Below are 15,659 nucleotides of genomic sequence, written 5' to 3' on the forward strand. Positions count from 1 at the left end.
CTGTGACAACGGGGTTGACTCGTCGGCCAACGCGTCCTGCGGGACGTGAGGAGGGGTCGGTACGTGCAGTACATGGAGGGGGGAACCGCCATGACCGACGAGGGAGACCTCGTTCACGGCGCGTGGCTCAGGACCGTCGTACAGGACGGTGTGCAGCAGTGTGCTGGGCTGCTGGATGTGGTGTCCGGGGCTCACGCTGTCCGTCGTCTCGAGCTGCCGGTGCACACGATGCTGCCGGTGGTGCTCCGGCAGCTGCTGCTGCCCATGGTGATCGACGCTCTGGGGGCGCCCGCGACCCGGCAGGAATGGGGCGAGCGGTTTCACCGTGGCCGCTTCTCGCTGGACGAGCAGGAGCGTCTTGCGCACTACCTGGGCTCCCGCTACGGGGACCGGTTCCGCATGTTCGACGCGGAGCGTCCGTTCGCCCAGGTCGCCGGTCTGCAGGCGCTGAACGGGGAGACGAAGACGGCCGCTCAGCTGGTGCCGTCCGTGGCGTCGGGGAACAACGTGCCCTTGTTCAGCGCGCTCAGTGAGGCTGATGAGCTGCTGCTGACGCCGTGGGAGGCGGTGTTGTGGCTGCTGCACGCGCAGTGCTGGGACACGGCGTCGATCAAGACGGGAGCGGTGGGGGATCCGCAGGCGAGGAAAGGGAAGACGACGGGGAATCCGACGGGGCCGCTCGGTCAGCTCGGGGTGATCGTGCCCACCGGGAGGACGCTGTACGAGACGCTGCTGCTGAACACGCCGATCATGCCCGATGGGCTTGAGCCGGGGGACCGGCCGCAGTGGGCGTGGGACGAGCGCCCGGCCGCGTCGGGATGCGCGTCGCCGGCTGGGGCCGCCTGGTCCGAGCGTCATGCGACGGGGCTGCTGGACCTGCTGACCTTCCAGGCCCGCCGGATCCGCCTGATCGCCTGTGAGACGGAGCAGGGGCTGAGGGTGCATCGGGCGATCGTGTCGGCCGGCGACCGGCTGGTGCAGGCCCCTGAGACCGAGCCGCACACGGCGTGGCAGCACACCGCGAAGCCGAAGAAGGGGCAGCCCCACCGGCGGCCCCGCCGGCTCGCCTCGGGCCGCGCCGCCTGGCAGGGCCTGGGGACGCTTCTGGCGATGACCTTGCCGGTGGCGGGCGACGGCCCCTACACCTCGCTGCTGCTGCGCCAGATCGGAGACCTGCGGCACGACGGCGTGCTGTCCGGGCAGTATCCGCTGGGCGTGGAGACGTCGGCGCTCGAGTACGGCACGCAGTCCGCGGTGGTCGAGAACGCCATCGGCGACGAGCTGCCTCTGCCGGTGCAGGCGCTGCTCGCCGAGGACGCCGATCTGCGGGAACTCGTGCTGGAGTGCGTGGCGCAGGCGGATCAGGTCGCCCGGGCCCTGGACGGTCTCCACAGCGACCTGCGGCGTGCCGCCGGGGGTGATCCGCTGCCCCGTGACAAGGGGAGCCGGCCGTCCGCGCAGTTCCTGCACTCCCTCGACGGGACGATGCGGCGTCTGCTCGCCGGCCTGCGGAGCGTCGATGTGGACGACGAGGAGATCCTGGACCGCGCGCAGCTCGCGTGGGAGCAGTGTGTGCAGATCGCTGCCGACCGGGAGGCCGGTCTTCTGCTCGCGGCGGTTCCGCCGCGGGCTGTGGTGGGGCGCACGGTGAAAAAGGGCGACAAGGAGTTCGTCTACCGCAGTGGCAAGGCCATCGGCGTCTTCCGGAAGACGCTCGCCGGCGTTCTGCCGCTGGCCGCCGAGGAGCGCCGGGCCAAGTACGAGGAGGCGGCCGGAGTATGACGACCAGCAGTGGTTCCCGTGTCCGTGCTGCGGCAGACCGGACCTGGCTGTTCTTCTGGGAGGAGGCTGTCCAGGACTGGCAGAGCGGGCGCGAGGAGCAGCGGCGCGTGAACTTCTCCGAGTACGTCGTGCGGAGCCTGCGGGCCGCGCGTGAAGGCGTCGGGCGGGAAGCCGGCACCGTCGCGTCCATGCGCTTCCTTCATCGTGTCCCTCTGCAGGAGGGCGGCGTGGAGGGTCTGCCGGGCCGGTACATCGCGGAGCACCACACGCTCACCTTGTTCGGGCTGCACCAGCATGCGGCGTCCGAGCCCGTTCACCGGCGGGGTGCCGGTCTGGGCGGCGCCTGTCTGCTGCTGCGTGGCAGCGGGGTGATGGCGGAGAGTGCTGTGGAGCGGCGGCTGGTGGCGGCCGCGACCGCCCAGGACCTTGACGAGTTGGTGCAGCACCTTCAGCGGCTCGTGCCGCTTTTGCGGCAGGCGGGTATCGGGCTGGACTACACGCGTCTGTTCGGTGAGCTGGCCCGGTGGGACGGTCCGGGCAGGAACCGTGTGCTGCGGTCCTGGGGCCTGCAGTACACCGATCCCGGTGCACCGGGCGAGGCCGGCGAGGAGCTCGACGCCAGGGAACGGGCGGCGTACTGGGTGACGTTCGACCCGGGCGGCGCGGATGCGGGGGCGGAGCTGGCTGCGTTGCGTTCGGGTACCGGCCGCGAGCCGGGCACGGTCGCTGCGATGTGGCCGTTCCACCGCACCCGCATGGCGTCCGAGTGGCGGAACAAGGGTTCCCTCACCCGGGACCTGGCGGCCGAGCACACCGCGCTCACCCTCTTCGCCCGCCACCAGCAGTCGCACAGCCGCCCGATGCACGTCGGCGGGAACAGTCCGGGTACGGCCGCCGGTCTCCTCGCCGCAAAGGCCGCCGGGGGCAGCGAGGGACGGGCCGGCACCGCAGCGCTGGAGCGGCGCTTCGGCGTGCTGCTCACCTCCGCCGACGCCGACGAACTCGCCATGCACCTGCGGTCCTTCGTCCCGCTGCTCAGCCAGGCCGGAGTCGGACTCGACTACGACCTGCTCCGCGCGGCTCTGCGGAGCTGGGACGATCCCCGCCGTCCGGACGCCGCCACCGAATGGCGCCGGCGGTGGGACCGCGACTTCCACATCGCCGCGACTTCCTGACCCCGCCGAACGAATCAGCCGGCCACGGCGCCGGGATTCCCGGACCGGCCTGCCGGCCACGCCGAAGCGTCTTCGTTGATGCCCCGTTCCCGGGGCACCCCATGCCTTCAAGGAGTCACACCATGAGCAAGCCCACCCTCTTCGTCGAGGTCCACATCCTGCAGAGCCTGCCGCCGTCCAACGTGAACCGGGATGATTCGGGCACCCCCAAGCAGGCCGTCTACGGCGGCGCCCGCCGGGCCCGCGTCTCCTCCCAGGCGTGGAAGCGGGCCGCCCGAACCGAGTACGCCCGGCACATGCCGGAGGCCGACCGGGCCACCCGCACCAAGCGGATCGCCACCCTGCTCACCGAGCGCCTGGCCCGCCCGGCCGCCGAGGGCGGCGCCGGCCTCACCGGCGAGCAAGCCGGCCGTCTCGCCGCCGCCCTGCTCGAGCCGCTCGGCGTCACCAAGTCCGCCAAGAAGGAGGACCAGTCCGCTTACCTGCTGTTCTTCGGCAAGAAGCAGCTCGACTCCCTGGTCCGGCTCCTTGACGGCCGGGCCGCTGAACTCGCCGCCCTGGCCGACGACGACCTCAAGAACGAGGTGAAGCAGCTCTCCGTCGTCCAGACGCTGTCCACCGGCCACCCGGCCGAGGTCGCCCTGTTCGGCCGCATGGTCGCCGACCTGCCCGCCCTGAACGTGGACGCCGCCGTCCAGGTCGCGCACGCCCTGTCGACCCACGCCGTGCGCACCGAGTTCGACTACTACACCGCAGTCGACGACGAGAACACCGACGACCACGGCGCTGGCATGATCGGCACCGTCGAGTTCAACTCCTCCACCCTGTACCGCTACGCCGTCCTGGGCGTGCACCAGCTGCGGGACAACCTCACCGACGCCGAGGAGACCCGCGATACGGCGGTCCGGTTCATCGACGCGTTCGCCCGGTCCATGCCGACCGGGCACCAGAACTCCTTCGCCCACCGCACCCTGCCCCACCTGGTGCTGCTGACCATCCGCACCGACCAGCCGGTGAACCTCGTCTCCGCCTACGAAGAGCCCGTCACCGGCATCACGGGCCTGGCCTCGGAGTCCGTCGTACGTCTCGCCGACGAGCTCAAGGCAGTCGGCGAGACGTGGGGCAACAAGCCGCTGCAGACCCTGGCCACCTACACCGCCGAAGGCGACAAGATCACCGAGGTGTTCGGCTCCTCCCTGGCCTTCCCCGCCCTGCTCGACTCCGTCGGCGCACTGGTCGGACAGTGGCTGGCCGGCGGCGAGATCACGCCCGCCGAGAAGGCAGAGGCCGACGCCCGATGACCGGCACCGGACACGCCGTCCTCATGCTGCGGCTGGCCGCCCCGCTCCAGTCCTGGGGCGGCCCGTCCCGCTACAACCTCCGTGAGACGCGTCCTGAACCCACCAAGTCCGGCGTCCTTGGCCTCCTCGCCGCTGCCGAGGGCCGCGACCGCGAAGCCTCCCTCACCGACCTGGTCGGCCTGCAACTCGGCGTCCGGGTGGACCAGCCCGGCACCCTGCTGCGGGACTACCACACCTCCAGCGACTACCGCGGGCTGCCGCTGCTGTCGGCCAAGACCAACGCCAAAGGACAGCAGACCAGGACCGCCCCGCCCAAGTACACCAGCGTCACCCGCCGTTTCTACCTGCAGGACGCCGTCTTCGTCGCCGCTCTCCGCGGCCCGCACGCCCTGCTGCACAGCCTGGAACAAGCCGTCCGCAACCCCGTCTTCCCCCTGTCTCTGGGCCGCCGATCCTGCCCGCCCACCGGCCCCGTCAGCCTCGGCCTCCACGACGACAACCGTCTCGAAGACGTCCTGAAGGAAGTGCCGTGGCAGGCGAGCAGCCACCGTCGCCGACAGGCTAAGGGCGCCACCGTGTCCCTGGAGGCCACCGTCGAGGACCCGGCCGGTGACCGGACCGCCGTCGATGTCCCCGACACCTACGACCTCAAGACCGGAACCCGCTTCGCCCGCCGCACTGTCCGCCATCTCTGGGTCACCGTGCCCACCGGCCGCACCGACGAGACAGAGCCCGCACCGGAGACCACCCCGGCCGGACAGCCCGACCACGACCCGTTCGCCCTCCTGGGCTGGTGACCACATGCCCTACCTGTCGAAGATCGCCCTCAACCCGCGCCGCCGCGCCGCCATGGCCCTGCTCTCCAGTCCCCACCGCCTGCACGCCGCCATCCTGTCCGGGCTGGCCGTACAGCCGGTCACCGAACGTGTCCTGTGGCGCCTGGACACGAACACCCCGCACCGGGCCGAAGTCCTCGTCCTCACCGCGAGCCGCCCCTCCTGGGCCCATCTCGTCGACGCCGCAGGCTGGCCCGGAGCCGACGGAGGCGACCCGCTCATCGCCGACTACGCGCCCCTCCTCGGCCGTCTCGCCCAAGGCCGCGAATTCGGGTTCCGTCTCACCGCCAACCCAGTCCAGAGCATCCCCCGGCCCGACCGGCCGAGCGAACAGCAGGCCGCCCGCCTGAAAGAAGGAACCGACAACAGCAGCCTGCACCGCGGCTTCCGCGTCGCCCACCGCACCGCCGCCCAGCAACTCGACTGGCTCTTCAAACGGTGCGAACGCCACGGCTTCAGCATCCCCGACGCCACTGCCGCACCACCCGCTCCCGGCCTCCAGACCGGGGAGCACGCCCTGTCAGCCGGACCCGCCGTGACCCTCGTCAGCCGCGACATCCTCCGCTTCCGCAAACGCCCCGACGGCCCTCGCGTCACCCTGTCCACCGCTACCTTCGAAGGACGCCTCCGCGTCACCGACACCGACGCCCTGCGCACCGCGCTCCTCCACGGGATCGGCCCCGCCAAGGGCTACGGCCAAGGGCTGCTCACCCTCGCCCCGCTGCGCACCACCCAGGCAAATCATGGCTGAACCCTGGTGGCGGACCGGACCTCAAGACGTCCACCGCCTCGAAGACCGCATCACCAGCCTCTACGCCGAACGCTGCCACATCGACCGGGACGACAACGCCATCGTCCTGGTCAACAAGGCACGCACTGTCCACGTCCCGGCTGCCTGGCTCGCCGTCCTCCTCATCGGGCCCGGCAGCCGCATCACCCACCCCGCCGTCACCCTGCTCGCCGACTCCGGCACCGCCGTGTGCTGGGTCGGCGAGCAGGGCGTACGCCTGTACGCCGCCGGAACCAGCACCACACGCGGCTCCCAGCTCCAGCTCCGGCAAGCCTGGCTGGTCACCCGCCCCAAGGAACGCGTCGCCGTCGCCCGCAGGATGTACGACATGCGCTTCCCCGGCGAGGACACCACCGGCCTGACCTTGCAACAGCTCCGCGGCCGCGAGGGCACCCGCATCCGACGGCTCTACGCCCAGCACTCCGAGCGCACCGGAGTCCCCTGGACCAAACGCGACTACAAACCAGGCGACGCCTTCGCCGCCGGCGACGACGTGAACCGACTCCTGTCCGCCACAAACTCGGCCCTCTACGGCATCTGCCACGCAGCCATCACCGGCCTGGGCGCCAGCCCCGCACTCGGCTTCGTCCACACCGGCAACGCCCTCTCCTTCGTCCTGGACATCGCCGACCTCTACAAAGCCGAATACACCATCCCTCTCGCCTTCGACCTGGCCGCCCAGGGACTCACCTCAGAACGTGACGCACGTACCGCTCTACGGGACGCTGCTGCCCGCGGCAGGCTCCTGCCCCGCATCGTCGCCGACATCAAACAACTCCTCGTCCCCGACAACAACGACCTGTCGGACGAGGATCTCGGCGCCCTGTGGGACGACGGCGACACCGTCGTCAGCAGCGGTCGCAACTGGAGCGCCACAGACCACCTCGACCTCATCCCTCAACCCACCGACTTTGCCTCCCCGGAGACGAGCTCATGAGTACAGGGACGACCGTTGTCGTACTCATCGCAGCGCCCCCCGGGCTCCGAGGACACCTCACTCGGTGGTTTGTCGAAGTAGCCGCCGGCGTCTACGTCGGAAGCCCCAACCCACGTATCCGCGACAGCCTTTGGAACGTCCTCTCCGAGCGCATCCACGACGGCCAGGCCGTCATGATCGAACCATCGACGACAGAACAGGGCTGGTCCGTCCGAACCGCCGGCCGCGACCGATGGACTCCCGTCGACTTCGACGGACTTGTTCTCATGGCCCGCCCACGCCAGAACGGGCAACCCTGGCGACCCTCGAACGAGGTAAAGGAAAATGGCCTCATCACCTGACTAAGCCGCAGGTCACGAAGTGTCGTCCCCGCGCCCGCGGGGGTAGCTCCGGAACCTCCATCATGCCCTCCGTCGCCCTCTTGTCGTCCCCGCGCCCGCGGGGGTAGCTCCGTCATCTTCTGGTCGGTCGGTGGAGCCATCATGTCGTCCCCGCGCCCGCGGGGGTAGCTCCGCCCATGACCGGAGGTCGACCGACATGGAGCAGTCGTCCCCGCGCCCGCGGGGGTAGCTCCCCGAGCAGAGCGGCCGGAGCATCCGCGCCGTCGTCGTCCCCGCGCCCGCGGGGGTAGCTCGGCACCCCGGAAAACGAGCCTTACACCTACTGGGTCGTCCCCGCGCCCGCGGGGGTAGCTCCCCATTACCGGGGATGGATGCCGACCGCCCTGCGTCGTCCCCGCGCCCGCGGGGGTAGCTCGACCGCGAACGGCAAGCAGGACCCGAGCGACGCGTCGTCCCCGCGCCCGCGGGGGTAGCTCTGCCTAGGTGTGGGCGTTCGGGGGTTGTGTGTCGTCGTCCCCGCGCCCGCAGGGGTAGCTCCACCATCCGGATCTACGGCAACGCTGTCCGAGCGTCGTCCCCGCGCCCGCGGGGGTAGCTCCGCAGCTGGCTCATCCCCGTAGACGACCTACTCGTCGTCCCCGCGCCCGCGAGGGTAGCTCCGCCACCACCGACGCCACCAACCCCAGACGCGCTGTCGTCCCGGGGCCGCAGGGGCGGAACTGGACCGGCTGGAGGGGCTGCTGGAGCTGCGGGGTTACGCGCCGCGGCTGCTGGCCGGCAGGCTGGCGGAGACGGTTGGCGAGGCGTTGGTCGAGCGCCCGTATCCGTGGCTGACCCGGCAGGGCCTGGTGCAGCGCCAGGCGTGAACGGACCGGCGGTGCGACGACGGGATCCGCCTGGACACCGGCCGCGAGTGCGAGATGTGCGGCAACGTGATCCACATCCGCCGCGCCCGGCGGGTGAAGGCCACAGAGCAGGTCGATCGGGAATTTCCTGGCCTGACGAAGGACGTGCGGCGCCGGGCCCTCGAGGAGCGGCTGCGCGAGCGGGTCGCCATCGAGGCGGAGGACCTCGCACGGCGCCAAGAGCAGGCCCGCGCGGAGCGCGCCCGGCGCGAGGCGGCCCGTACGGCAGCCGCTGAGCAGGCGGACCGCGAGCGCCAGGCCGCGTCGCCGCCGGCATGGTCCACAAGGCGCTGGCGTGCGCGGACTGCAGGCGCGACCGGGCGACCGGGCTGTGGGAGGCGTGCGACTACCGCCGTCAGACTAGGGCCCTGATCGGCGAGGCCACTCTCCTCGCGGCCGCCGGGTCCGCCGACCTGACCGACCCGGGCAGCGTCACGGCCGCCGCCGAGGTCCGGACGGCGATCGGCCACAGCATCGCCGCCGCGTGGCAGGAGTTCCTGCAGATCACCGACGCAGCCGCACTGAAGGCCGATCCTGAAGCCGCGAGGACCGCGGTCGAGATCGCCCGGCAGGCCGTCCAGGAACACCAGCACAACGCCCTGGCGATGCTGGGCCGGACCGAACATGGCGGGCGTACAGGACCGAGCAGCGCCGGCCCTGATTGCGGCACAACCCGACCGGCGCCGTCGCCGCCGCCGCGACGAAGCAAGCCGAAGCGGCCCGGAAGCTCACCGCCGAGCACCTGCTGACGGTGCGGCTGGAGCAACTGCGCGACGATGAGGGCTTCGAGGACCGTCCGGATGCGCCGCAGGTATTCGCCGACCAGACACCGCGCCGCAGGGGCTTCATGAGCAGGATCCCCCCGGCGGAAAGGAATGTGGAGAAAGCCTCGTCTCCTCTGCTTTCAGGGCTTTGAGACGAGGCTTTCGGTGTTATTCGGAGGACAGCTGGTACGCCATAGTGTCTGTAAGTGGGGGAAGCTTAAGCGCACTCCCCGCGACCTCGGTAGTGAGTGTATCTACGGCACACGCTTTGCCTTCCCGCGTAAGTGAGGGATTGGTTGTAGTCCTTGAGATATCGGTAGTTCTGACGGTACTTATGCACCGAGTAGATCAGGTCGTACACACCGAAGGCGTGGCCCCCGCAGGAGGCAAATCCTCTCCACCGCGTCCAGCAGCTGCGCGCACGGAATTTAGTGATTCCCTTGATCCGGCGGAAGGACACCAGTGACAGTGCGATGTTGCCGCCGTAGTAGTAGTGCCGCCAGTTCGGGTTCCGGCCCCAGCGGTCAGCGGTCTTGCACCAGCGCCAGCACCAGCGGCGGCCATCAAAGTCGAATTTGTCTATCGGGTCTGCGGTGACGTATTCGTAGGCGTTGGCGTTTCCTCCGTAGACGGGGTCGGTGGAGAGGAAGCGTCCGGTGGTGGGGTTGTACAGGCGGATTCCCATGAGGGTGAGGCCTGTGAGTGTTTCGGTGGAGCGCTGTTTTCCGCCGAGCCAGCCGTAGCGGGTGGGGTTCTGGGTGTTGCGCGGGTTTCCGTATTCGTCGTAGTCGAGGGCGGTGGGGGCTTGGGTGGTGTCCAGCGGGAGTTGGAGTGCGACGTCGCCGTGGATGGTGGTGAGCTGGAGGACGGTGTCGCCGGTTTTGCTGGTGGTGGCGGCGAGGTCGCCGGAGGCGGATTCGACGCTGCGGGTGACGGCTGCGCCGGTGGTGTCTTCGGTGGTCCAGCGGGGGCTGTCGGTGTCGTTGTCGTAGTGGTTGGTCTTGGCTGTGGTCTGGGTCCAGGTGCTGCCGCTGCCGGTTTCGACCTTCCAGGAGCGGAAGCGCAGGGCGGCGTCCAGTTGCCAGGTCTGGCGCTTGCCGTCGGCTGTCTGCTGGTGGGCGAGGTCGTTGGCGTAGTAGCCGATGGTGCCCTGGCCGGGGGCGGTGGTGGTGCGGCCGAAGGCGTCGTAGGCGTAGCCGGGGTCGACGATCCGGTCGGCGCTGTCGTAGGTGGAGTTGGTGGTGGTGCCTGAGCCGGTGGGGCAGTCGGCGCCGGGGGTGCCGGCGACGGTGGTCAGGGATTTGCGGTTGGTGCGGTTGTCGAAGGTGTAGCTGCGGCGGGTGCAGGTCGTCTGTGCGGTGTCTTCGACCGTGGTGAGTCGTCCGGTGGTGTCGTAGCTGTAGCTCTGGCTGGAGAAGCCGGCGTGGCTGGTGACCTGGCCGTGGACGGATTCGGTGACGGTGTCGGAGTAGACGATCGTGCTGTCGCTGTCGCGGGTGTAGGTGCGGTCGGTCGCGGTTCCGGTGGTGTCCTCGGTCTGTGTGAGGGTGTATCCGCCGGGCAGTTTCTCGGTGGCGACGGATCCGTCCGCGTCGTAGGTGGCCTTGAAGGTGCCGGCTACGGAGTCGGTGGTGCTGGTGACCAGGCCGCGTGGTTCGGTGGTCGTGTCGTAGGTGTAGGTGACGGTCGAGGGCACGGTGTCACTGGTTTTGACCGGCCGGTTCAGCAGGTCGTATTCAGTGGTGGTGGTGCCGTTGTCGGCGTCGGTGTAGGAGGTCTGGCGGCCCAGCTTGTCGTAGGACCTGGAGATGGTCCCGCCGGTGGGCGAGACGGTCTTGACGGCTCTGCCGGTGGCGGGGTCGTACTGGGTGGTGGCCTCCGGCACGGCCTGGCCGAGACCGCCGGTCACGGTGGTCTTGTTCTGGCGTCCGGCGTTGTCGTAGCTGGTGGTGGTGGTGCGGGTCACGCCGTTGGCGGTGTCCGTCACCTTGGCCTGGTGGCCCCACCAGTCGTATTCGGTGGTGGTGGTGGGGAGCTGGGCGGGGTTGGAGCCTCCGCCGGTGATCGCGCCGCCGGCGCTGACGGAGCAGACCAGGTCGGCCCATTCGGGCCGGCCGGCGCACGTGCCGGTGCCGGTGGCGGACCAGTACGTGGTCACGCGGGTGCCGGCGTCCGTGCCGGTGGCGCCGGGCAGGATCTGCTTGGTGACGCGGCCCTGGGCGTCGTACTCGGTCGTCTGAGTGATCGCCGTCCCGTCCGGGTCCTTGACCGTCTTGGTGGGCAGGCCCTTCGCCCAGTCGTAGACGGTCTGGGTGACGCGGGTCTCGCCCAGCACGGAGGGGTGCTCGCGTACCTGGGCACCGGTCGTGGTCTTGGTGACCTGGTCCTTGACCTTGGCGGAGCCGTCGGTGGGCCGTCCCTCGTCGTATTCGTTGACGGTCCAGGCGCGTGCGGTGACCGATGTACCGGCCGGTACCAGGGTGGTGGTGCCCTGCTTGAGGTCGGCGGCCAGGTCGATGCGCCGCAGAGGACCGTATTCCTCCAGCTTGCGTGTGCCGTTGTCGTTGTACACGGACCGCGTGTCCAGGAGGTTGGCCCGGTCGGCGCTGGCGAGCTGGGCGATGCCGAGGTCGGCCTGGACGGCCTTGTCGTCGGCGCTCAGGCCCAGAGCGACGGCACGGTTCGCGGCGGTCAGCTCCCGCACCGTGTTGCCGAAGCGGTCGTACTCGGTGGTGGACAGGTGGCCGCCCGGGGTGGCGGTGTTGACTTCGCGGCCGGACACGCCCAGGTAGTGGATGTCGGCTCGCTTGTAGTCGCCGGCCGTCAGCGCGCTCGCGGAGTTGGAGGCGGGGACGGCGTCGGCGGGCAGGACCGCAGTGGCGTCCGTGGGGGCGTCCAGCTGGCCCCACGTTTTCACGTTCGAGGCGGCCACCTGGTACGGGGCTGTGCTTCCGGTCAGCGGTACGTCGTAGACGACGCTGGTGACGGCGGTGCCTTCCGGCACGTCGGTGGTTCCCTGCTTGAGCCCGGACCTGCTGGCCTTCAGCAGCATGCCGTCACCGGCGGTGGCGGAGTTGCCGGCCTTGCCGTAGGTGAAGGACCAGGGCAGTTCGCCGGCCGGGGTGAGCTGGGTGATCCGGCCTGCGGAGTCGTAGGCGTACTCCGTCTTCAGGGCCGGGCTGATCTGCGGGTTCCACGTCTGGCGGAGGCGGCCGGCGTTGTCGTAGAGGTAGGTCTGCACCGTCTTCGACGTGGCCGCGGCCGCGCCGGGTTCGGTGGACCACAGGCGGATCTCCTTGGCCTGGTTCGCGTAGTCGCCGAGGGAGTCCGCGGTGGCCGTGGTGGACGACGCGTACACGAACTCCATCGCCCGGCAGCCCTTGGTCGACGGGTCCGACGTGCATGCTGCCGCCGAGGCCGCCGAGGTCGGCGCGATGACTCGCTTGGGACGTGCCAGCTTCTTGCCGTCCATGGTCACTGTCTCGGAGACCACGGTGGTCGTGGAGTTGGCCAGGCCTCCCAGCAGAGTGCTGCTGACCTGCCAGGTGGTGGCGTCGGAGGCGGGCTTGGTGAACTCGGTGACCGTGCCCTCGGTGTCGGTGAGGGTGAAGCTGCCCGAGACGCTGCCCTTGAGGGTCAGGTCCTCCGAGCCGGGCTCGGGGATCCAGCCGTTCTTGGCCGCGTTGGCCGTGAAGTGGGTCTCCTCGCCCTCGGAGTCGACGACGGCCACCGCGGTGTCGGAGATCTTGCGCAGGTGGCTGAAGTCGGACTCCGTCATCTCCGCGGCAGTGCCGGCGACCCACTCCTTGCCGAAGATGGGGGCCTGGCCTTCCTGCTTGGCGCCCTTGTCGGGTACCCGTGAAGAGGCAGTGCGGGAGGCCGACAGGTCGAACGCCGAGGTGTCGGTCGCTGACAGGCTGTAGTCACCGGTCAGCAGATTCACGCTGCCCGGGCCGACCTGGTCGCTGGCCGCACCGTCAGCGTTGCGGTCGACCACCACGGTCAGCGGTTCGGTGCTGCCCGACGCCCCGCCCGGCCCGGTGAAGTCGGCCTTGACCTGGACCGATCCGTCCGGGTCGACGGTGCTCGCGGCGTCCCAGACCAGCCGTGCGTTCTTGCCGCCGGCCAGCGGCACCGGCCATGCGGTCAGGGCCTGGCCGCCGTCGGTGACGTCACCAGCGGGAATCTTGACCCAGGCATCGGCTTCCGACCGGCGCCAGGAGAAGGACACCTTGTCGTAGGTGCCTGCCGCGGCCTCGGCCACCAGAGGCAACCTGCGTGCCGTGCGCTCGCTGTCATTGGGCTCGACGAAGCCGCCCGGGCCGGCGTGGAAGGTGTACTCGATCGCCTCGGACTTGTTGTCGGCCTTGTCCACGGCCCGCACCTGCAGGGTGTGAGTGCCGTTCTTGGGCGGGGCGACGCTGATGTTCTTGTCGGCGCCGGAACCGCCGGTGGCCACCTTCGTCCAGGTCACACCGTCCAGCGACCACTCGAGCCAGTTGTGGTCCGAAGCAGGCGGGGTGACCGTGAAAGCGCCCGCCTGGCCGGCACCCTTGACCCACTTGTCCACCGGATAGTCCGGCGAGGAGATCTTCACCGGTGCGGACGGGGCCTTGGTGTCGACGGTGAAGGTCTTCCACGCCGACCAGCCGGTGTTGTAGTGGGTGCCGTCGTAGGAGTTGGTGCGGAACTTGTACGTCTTGCCGTCCGTGAGCAGGCCGGCAGGCACCGTCACCGATGCCACCTGTCCGGACGGTACGTACTTCGACACCAGGTAGTTGCCGACCTGGGTGTCGGTGGCCGAGTCGCGAATCTCGAAGGTGCCGTCGACCTTGTCGCCGTCGGCGTCGACGAAGGTGTCACGCAGCGTCGGGGTGGTGGTGTTGACGATGTAGGAGCCGCTGTAGGAGAAGTACGGTGGGCCCGCCTCCTGCTTAGTCCCCGTACGCGGCCGGTAGTTGTAGTTCACCACCAGCTTCGGAGGGTTGGAAGCCGCGTTGGCGGAGTTGACCCGCTTCCACGGCAGCAGCGCCGACTCGTCCGAGGCCCGCAGTCCCATGTTGCCGCGGGTGGCCTTGGCCGATGCCCATTCCTGTGCCAGCGTCGTCACATCGGCATTGATCCAGCCGTCCGGCTGCGTCGAGCACCCCGGGTTGCCCTTGGTCTCGGTGGACGTGGCCTTCTTCGCCGTCCAGGCCGGCTGCGCGGTCCACCGTGACGAGGTCGAGGCGGCGCCGGTCGACCAGACTTCCCACGGGTAGGCCTTGCAGTCGGTGTTGCCCGAGTGGAAGTTCCACAGTGACAGCTTGGCGCTTTGGACCAGCGCGTCCTGGATCGGAGTGGTGTTCCAGGAGATGAACGACCGCGCAGTGCGCGGAGTGCCGTTGGCGTTTTTCGTGCCCGGGTTGCCGAAGTCGAGCTCGACGTCGTTGGACCAGTCGACGGTCTCGCCCTGCTGCACATAGGTGTCGAAGACGTTCGACAGCGCGGAAGTCGACGGGTCGACGGTGACCGGATACTGCGTCTTCGGGTCGGCGAGGAACTCCGCGTTCGGCGTCACCACGAGATCGACGACGCCGCCCTTGCGGTGCACCGCCTTCAGGCCGACCCTCGCCCGGTGCGTGTGCTCACCGGAACGCTTGTCGACCGAGGAGTCCCACATCACCGGAGCCGGCATCACGGCCCGCTTCTTGCTCTTCTTGTCGGTGAAGAGGACGCTCCCGTCCTCCATCTGCCTGACCTTGAGCCCCTTGGCCTTCAGCGGCAGCGTGTAGGAGTAGCTTCCCGTACCAGGACGCTCGTTGATCCGAACGTACTGCTCAAAGCCCGTCCGGGTGGCCTCGACGACCACGTCGCCGCCGGGTACGGCACTGCGGTAGGTGGCGCGGTTGCCGTCCAGCTCCGGCTTGGGCAGACCGCCCTTCCACTGGAGAGTGATCTGCTGATCCCCCTCGCCCAAGGACACCAGGTCCCGCGTGCCGGCCGTCTTTTCCTGAGCGAGCGCGGTCAGCCGCTTCCCGCCCGGCCTGGCGAACGACAGGCCCCTGGGATGGGCCTTCGGCTCGACCGAACCGTCCGCCTTGCTCACCAGGTCCAGGTCGACAGCCCGCCAGCGTCCCGACGCCTCGTCGCGGAACCGGACCGGCCCCGCCGACAGCTCCGTCGTCAGGCTGCCATCGGCGTTGACCCACGTGGTCGACGTCTCTGTCCGCTCTGAAAGCGCCTCAACACGCTTGCCGGACAGACGCGCCAGCACATGTGCCGAGGGTATGTCCGCCGCCGAAGTGGCGTAGTGCTTCTTGTCCGCAACGGTAGCCCCCGCCGGGGACGCCGGGGACGCCGAGACGGCGTCCCCGGCTCCCTGCAGTGCGGTCACTGCCACCGTGGCAGCCAGGGACACAGCGATCCGCTGTACCCATACTCCTTGCGGATCGGGCCAGGCGCGACCGCGTCCAGCCCCCATCCTTTGCCTCATCACTGTCCTAAAGATCCTTAACCAGCCCACCACTTGAGCTGGCCAACGGAACTTAACTGATCAACAGATCGGGCATATCGACACAGTAGGGACAGGTTGATCCTTTACAAACATGATCGAATCGTAAAGATTCGATAAAGACTACGCACAGGTAACCCACAGGCCGAGTACAGGGAACCGGAAAACCTCCAAGTCACAGCACTTCCAGGCCGCCGAGCACCGCCCAGTTGACCCAGCGTCACACCCTCACCACGAAAGGCCTCTCACACCCACACCCCTATCCCACACACCATCCCCAACCCCCGCCGGACACCACCACGATTCACAACTGCGCACACACGAAGCAGCCAATA

9 protein-coding genes and 1 CRISPR repeat array are annotated in these 15,659 nt (G+C 69.4%); of the genes, 8 read left to right on the forward strand and 1 reads right to left on the reverse strand.

Translation table 11 applies throughout. The features are described from left to right. The first annotated feature begins 72 nt into the window (after window positions 1–72). From casA to B086_RS0125585, 8 genes are all read left to right on the forward strand, one after another. Window positions 73–1,782, forward strand: coding sequence for a type I-E CRISPR-associated protein Cse1/CasA (gene casA, locus B086_RS0125555; RefSeq protein WP_234029363.1), 1,710 nt, complete (start codon window positions 73–75; stop codon window positions 1,780–1,782). Then, window positions 1,779–2,957: a type I-E CRISPR-associated protein Cse2/CasB gene (gene casB / locus B086_RS0125560; RefSeq protein WP_018569279.1), complete on the forward strand. Its 1,179-nt coding sequence runs from the start codon at window positions 1,779–1,781 to the stop codon at window positions 2,955–2,957. Before casA ends, casB begins: the two co-directional genes overlap by 4 nt. Before the next feature lie 122 nt (window positions 2,958–3,079). Next, window positions 3,080–4,258 carry a type I-E CRISPR-associated protein Cas7/Cse4/CasC gene (cas7e, locus tag B086_RS0125565; RefSeq protein ID WP_018569280.1) on the forward strand — a complete coding sequence of 393 codons (1,179 nt, stop codon included), beginning with the start codon at window positions 3,080–3,082 and terminating at the stop codon, window positions 4,256–4,258. Then, window positions 4,255–5,055, forward strand: coding sequence for a type I-E CRISPR-associated protein Cas5/CasD (gene cas5e, locus B086_RS0125570; RefSeq protein ID WP_018569281.1), 801 nt, complete (start codon window positions 4,255–4,257; stop codon window positions 5,053–5,055). The genes cas7e and cas5e overlap by 4 nt, the downstream gene beginning before the upstream one ends. 4 nt (window positions 5,056–5,059) lie before the next feature. Then, entirely contained in the window at window positions 5,060–5,845 is a 786-nt protein-coding gene (gene cas6e / locus B086_RS0125575) for a type I-E CRISPR-associated protein Cas6/Cse3/CasE (protein WP_018569282.1), read from the forward strand. Next, window positions 5,838–6,821, forward strand: a complete 984-nt coding sequence (cas1e, locus tag B086_RS0125580) for a type I-E CRISPR-associated endonuclease Cas1e (protein ID WP_018569283.1) — start codon at window positions 5,838–5,840, stop codon at window positions 6,819–6,821. Before cas6e ends, cas1e begins: the two co-directional genes overlap by 8 nt. Continuing rightward, window positions 6,818–7,162 (forward strand): type I-E CRISPR-associated endoribonuclease Cas2e, encoded by a 345-nt coding sequence (gene cas2e / locus B086_RS43160; RefSeq protein ID WP_078531191.1) that lies wholly within the window; start codon window positions 6,818–6,820, stop codon window positions 7,160–7,162. The genes cas1e and cas2e overlap by 4 nt, the downstream gene beginning before the upstream one ends. Before the next feature lie 21 nt (window positions 7,163–7,183). Next, window positions 7,184–7,821: direct repeats of the CRISPR family, unit length 28 nt; unit sequence GTCGTCCCCGCGCCCGCGGGGGTAGCTC. A 521-nt stretch (window positions 7,822–8,342) separates the two neighbouring features. Next, window positions 8,343–8,816 (forward strand): hypothetical protein, encoded by a 474-nt coding sequence (locus tag B086_RS0125585; protein ID WP_018569284.1) that lies wholly within the window; start codon window positions 8,343–8,345, stop codon window positions 8,814–8,816. Window positions 8,817–9,048: 232 nt separating this feature from the next. On the opposite strand, the gene B086_RS0125590 is transcribed toward B086_RS0125585, so the two are convergent. Then, entirely contained in the window at window positions 9,049–15,213 is a 6,165-nt protein-coding gene (locus B086_RS0125590; protein ID WP_026252758.1) for a DNRLRE domain-containing protein, read from the reverse strand. Window positions 15,214–15,659 lie beyond the last annotated feature (446 nt).

Origin of the sequence: Streptomyces sp. PsTaAH-124 (assembly GCF_000373685.1) — a bacterium.
Lineage (GTDB): Bacteria > Actinomycetota > Actinomycetes > Streptomycetales > Streptomycetaceae > Streptomyces > Streptomyces andamanensis.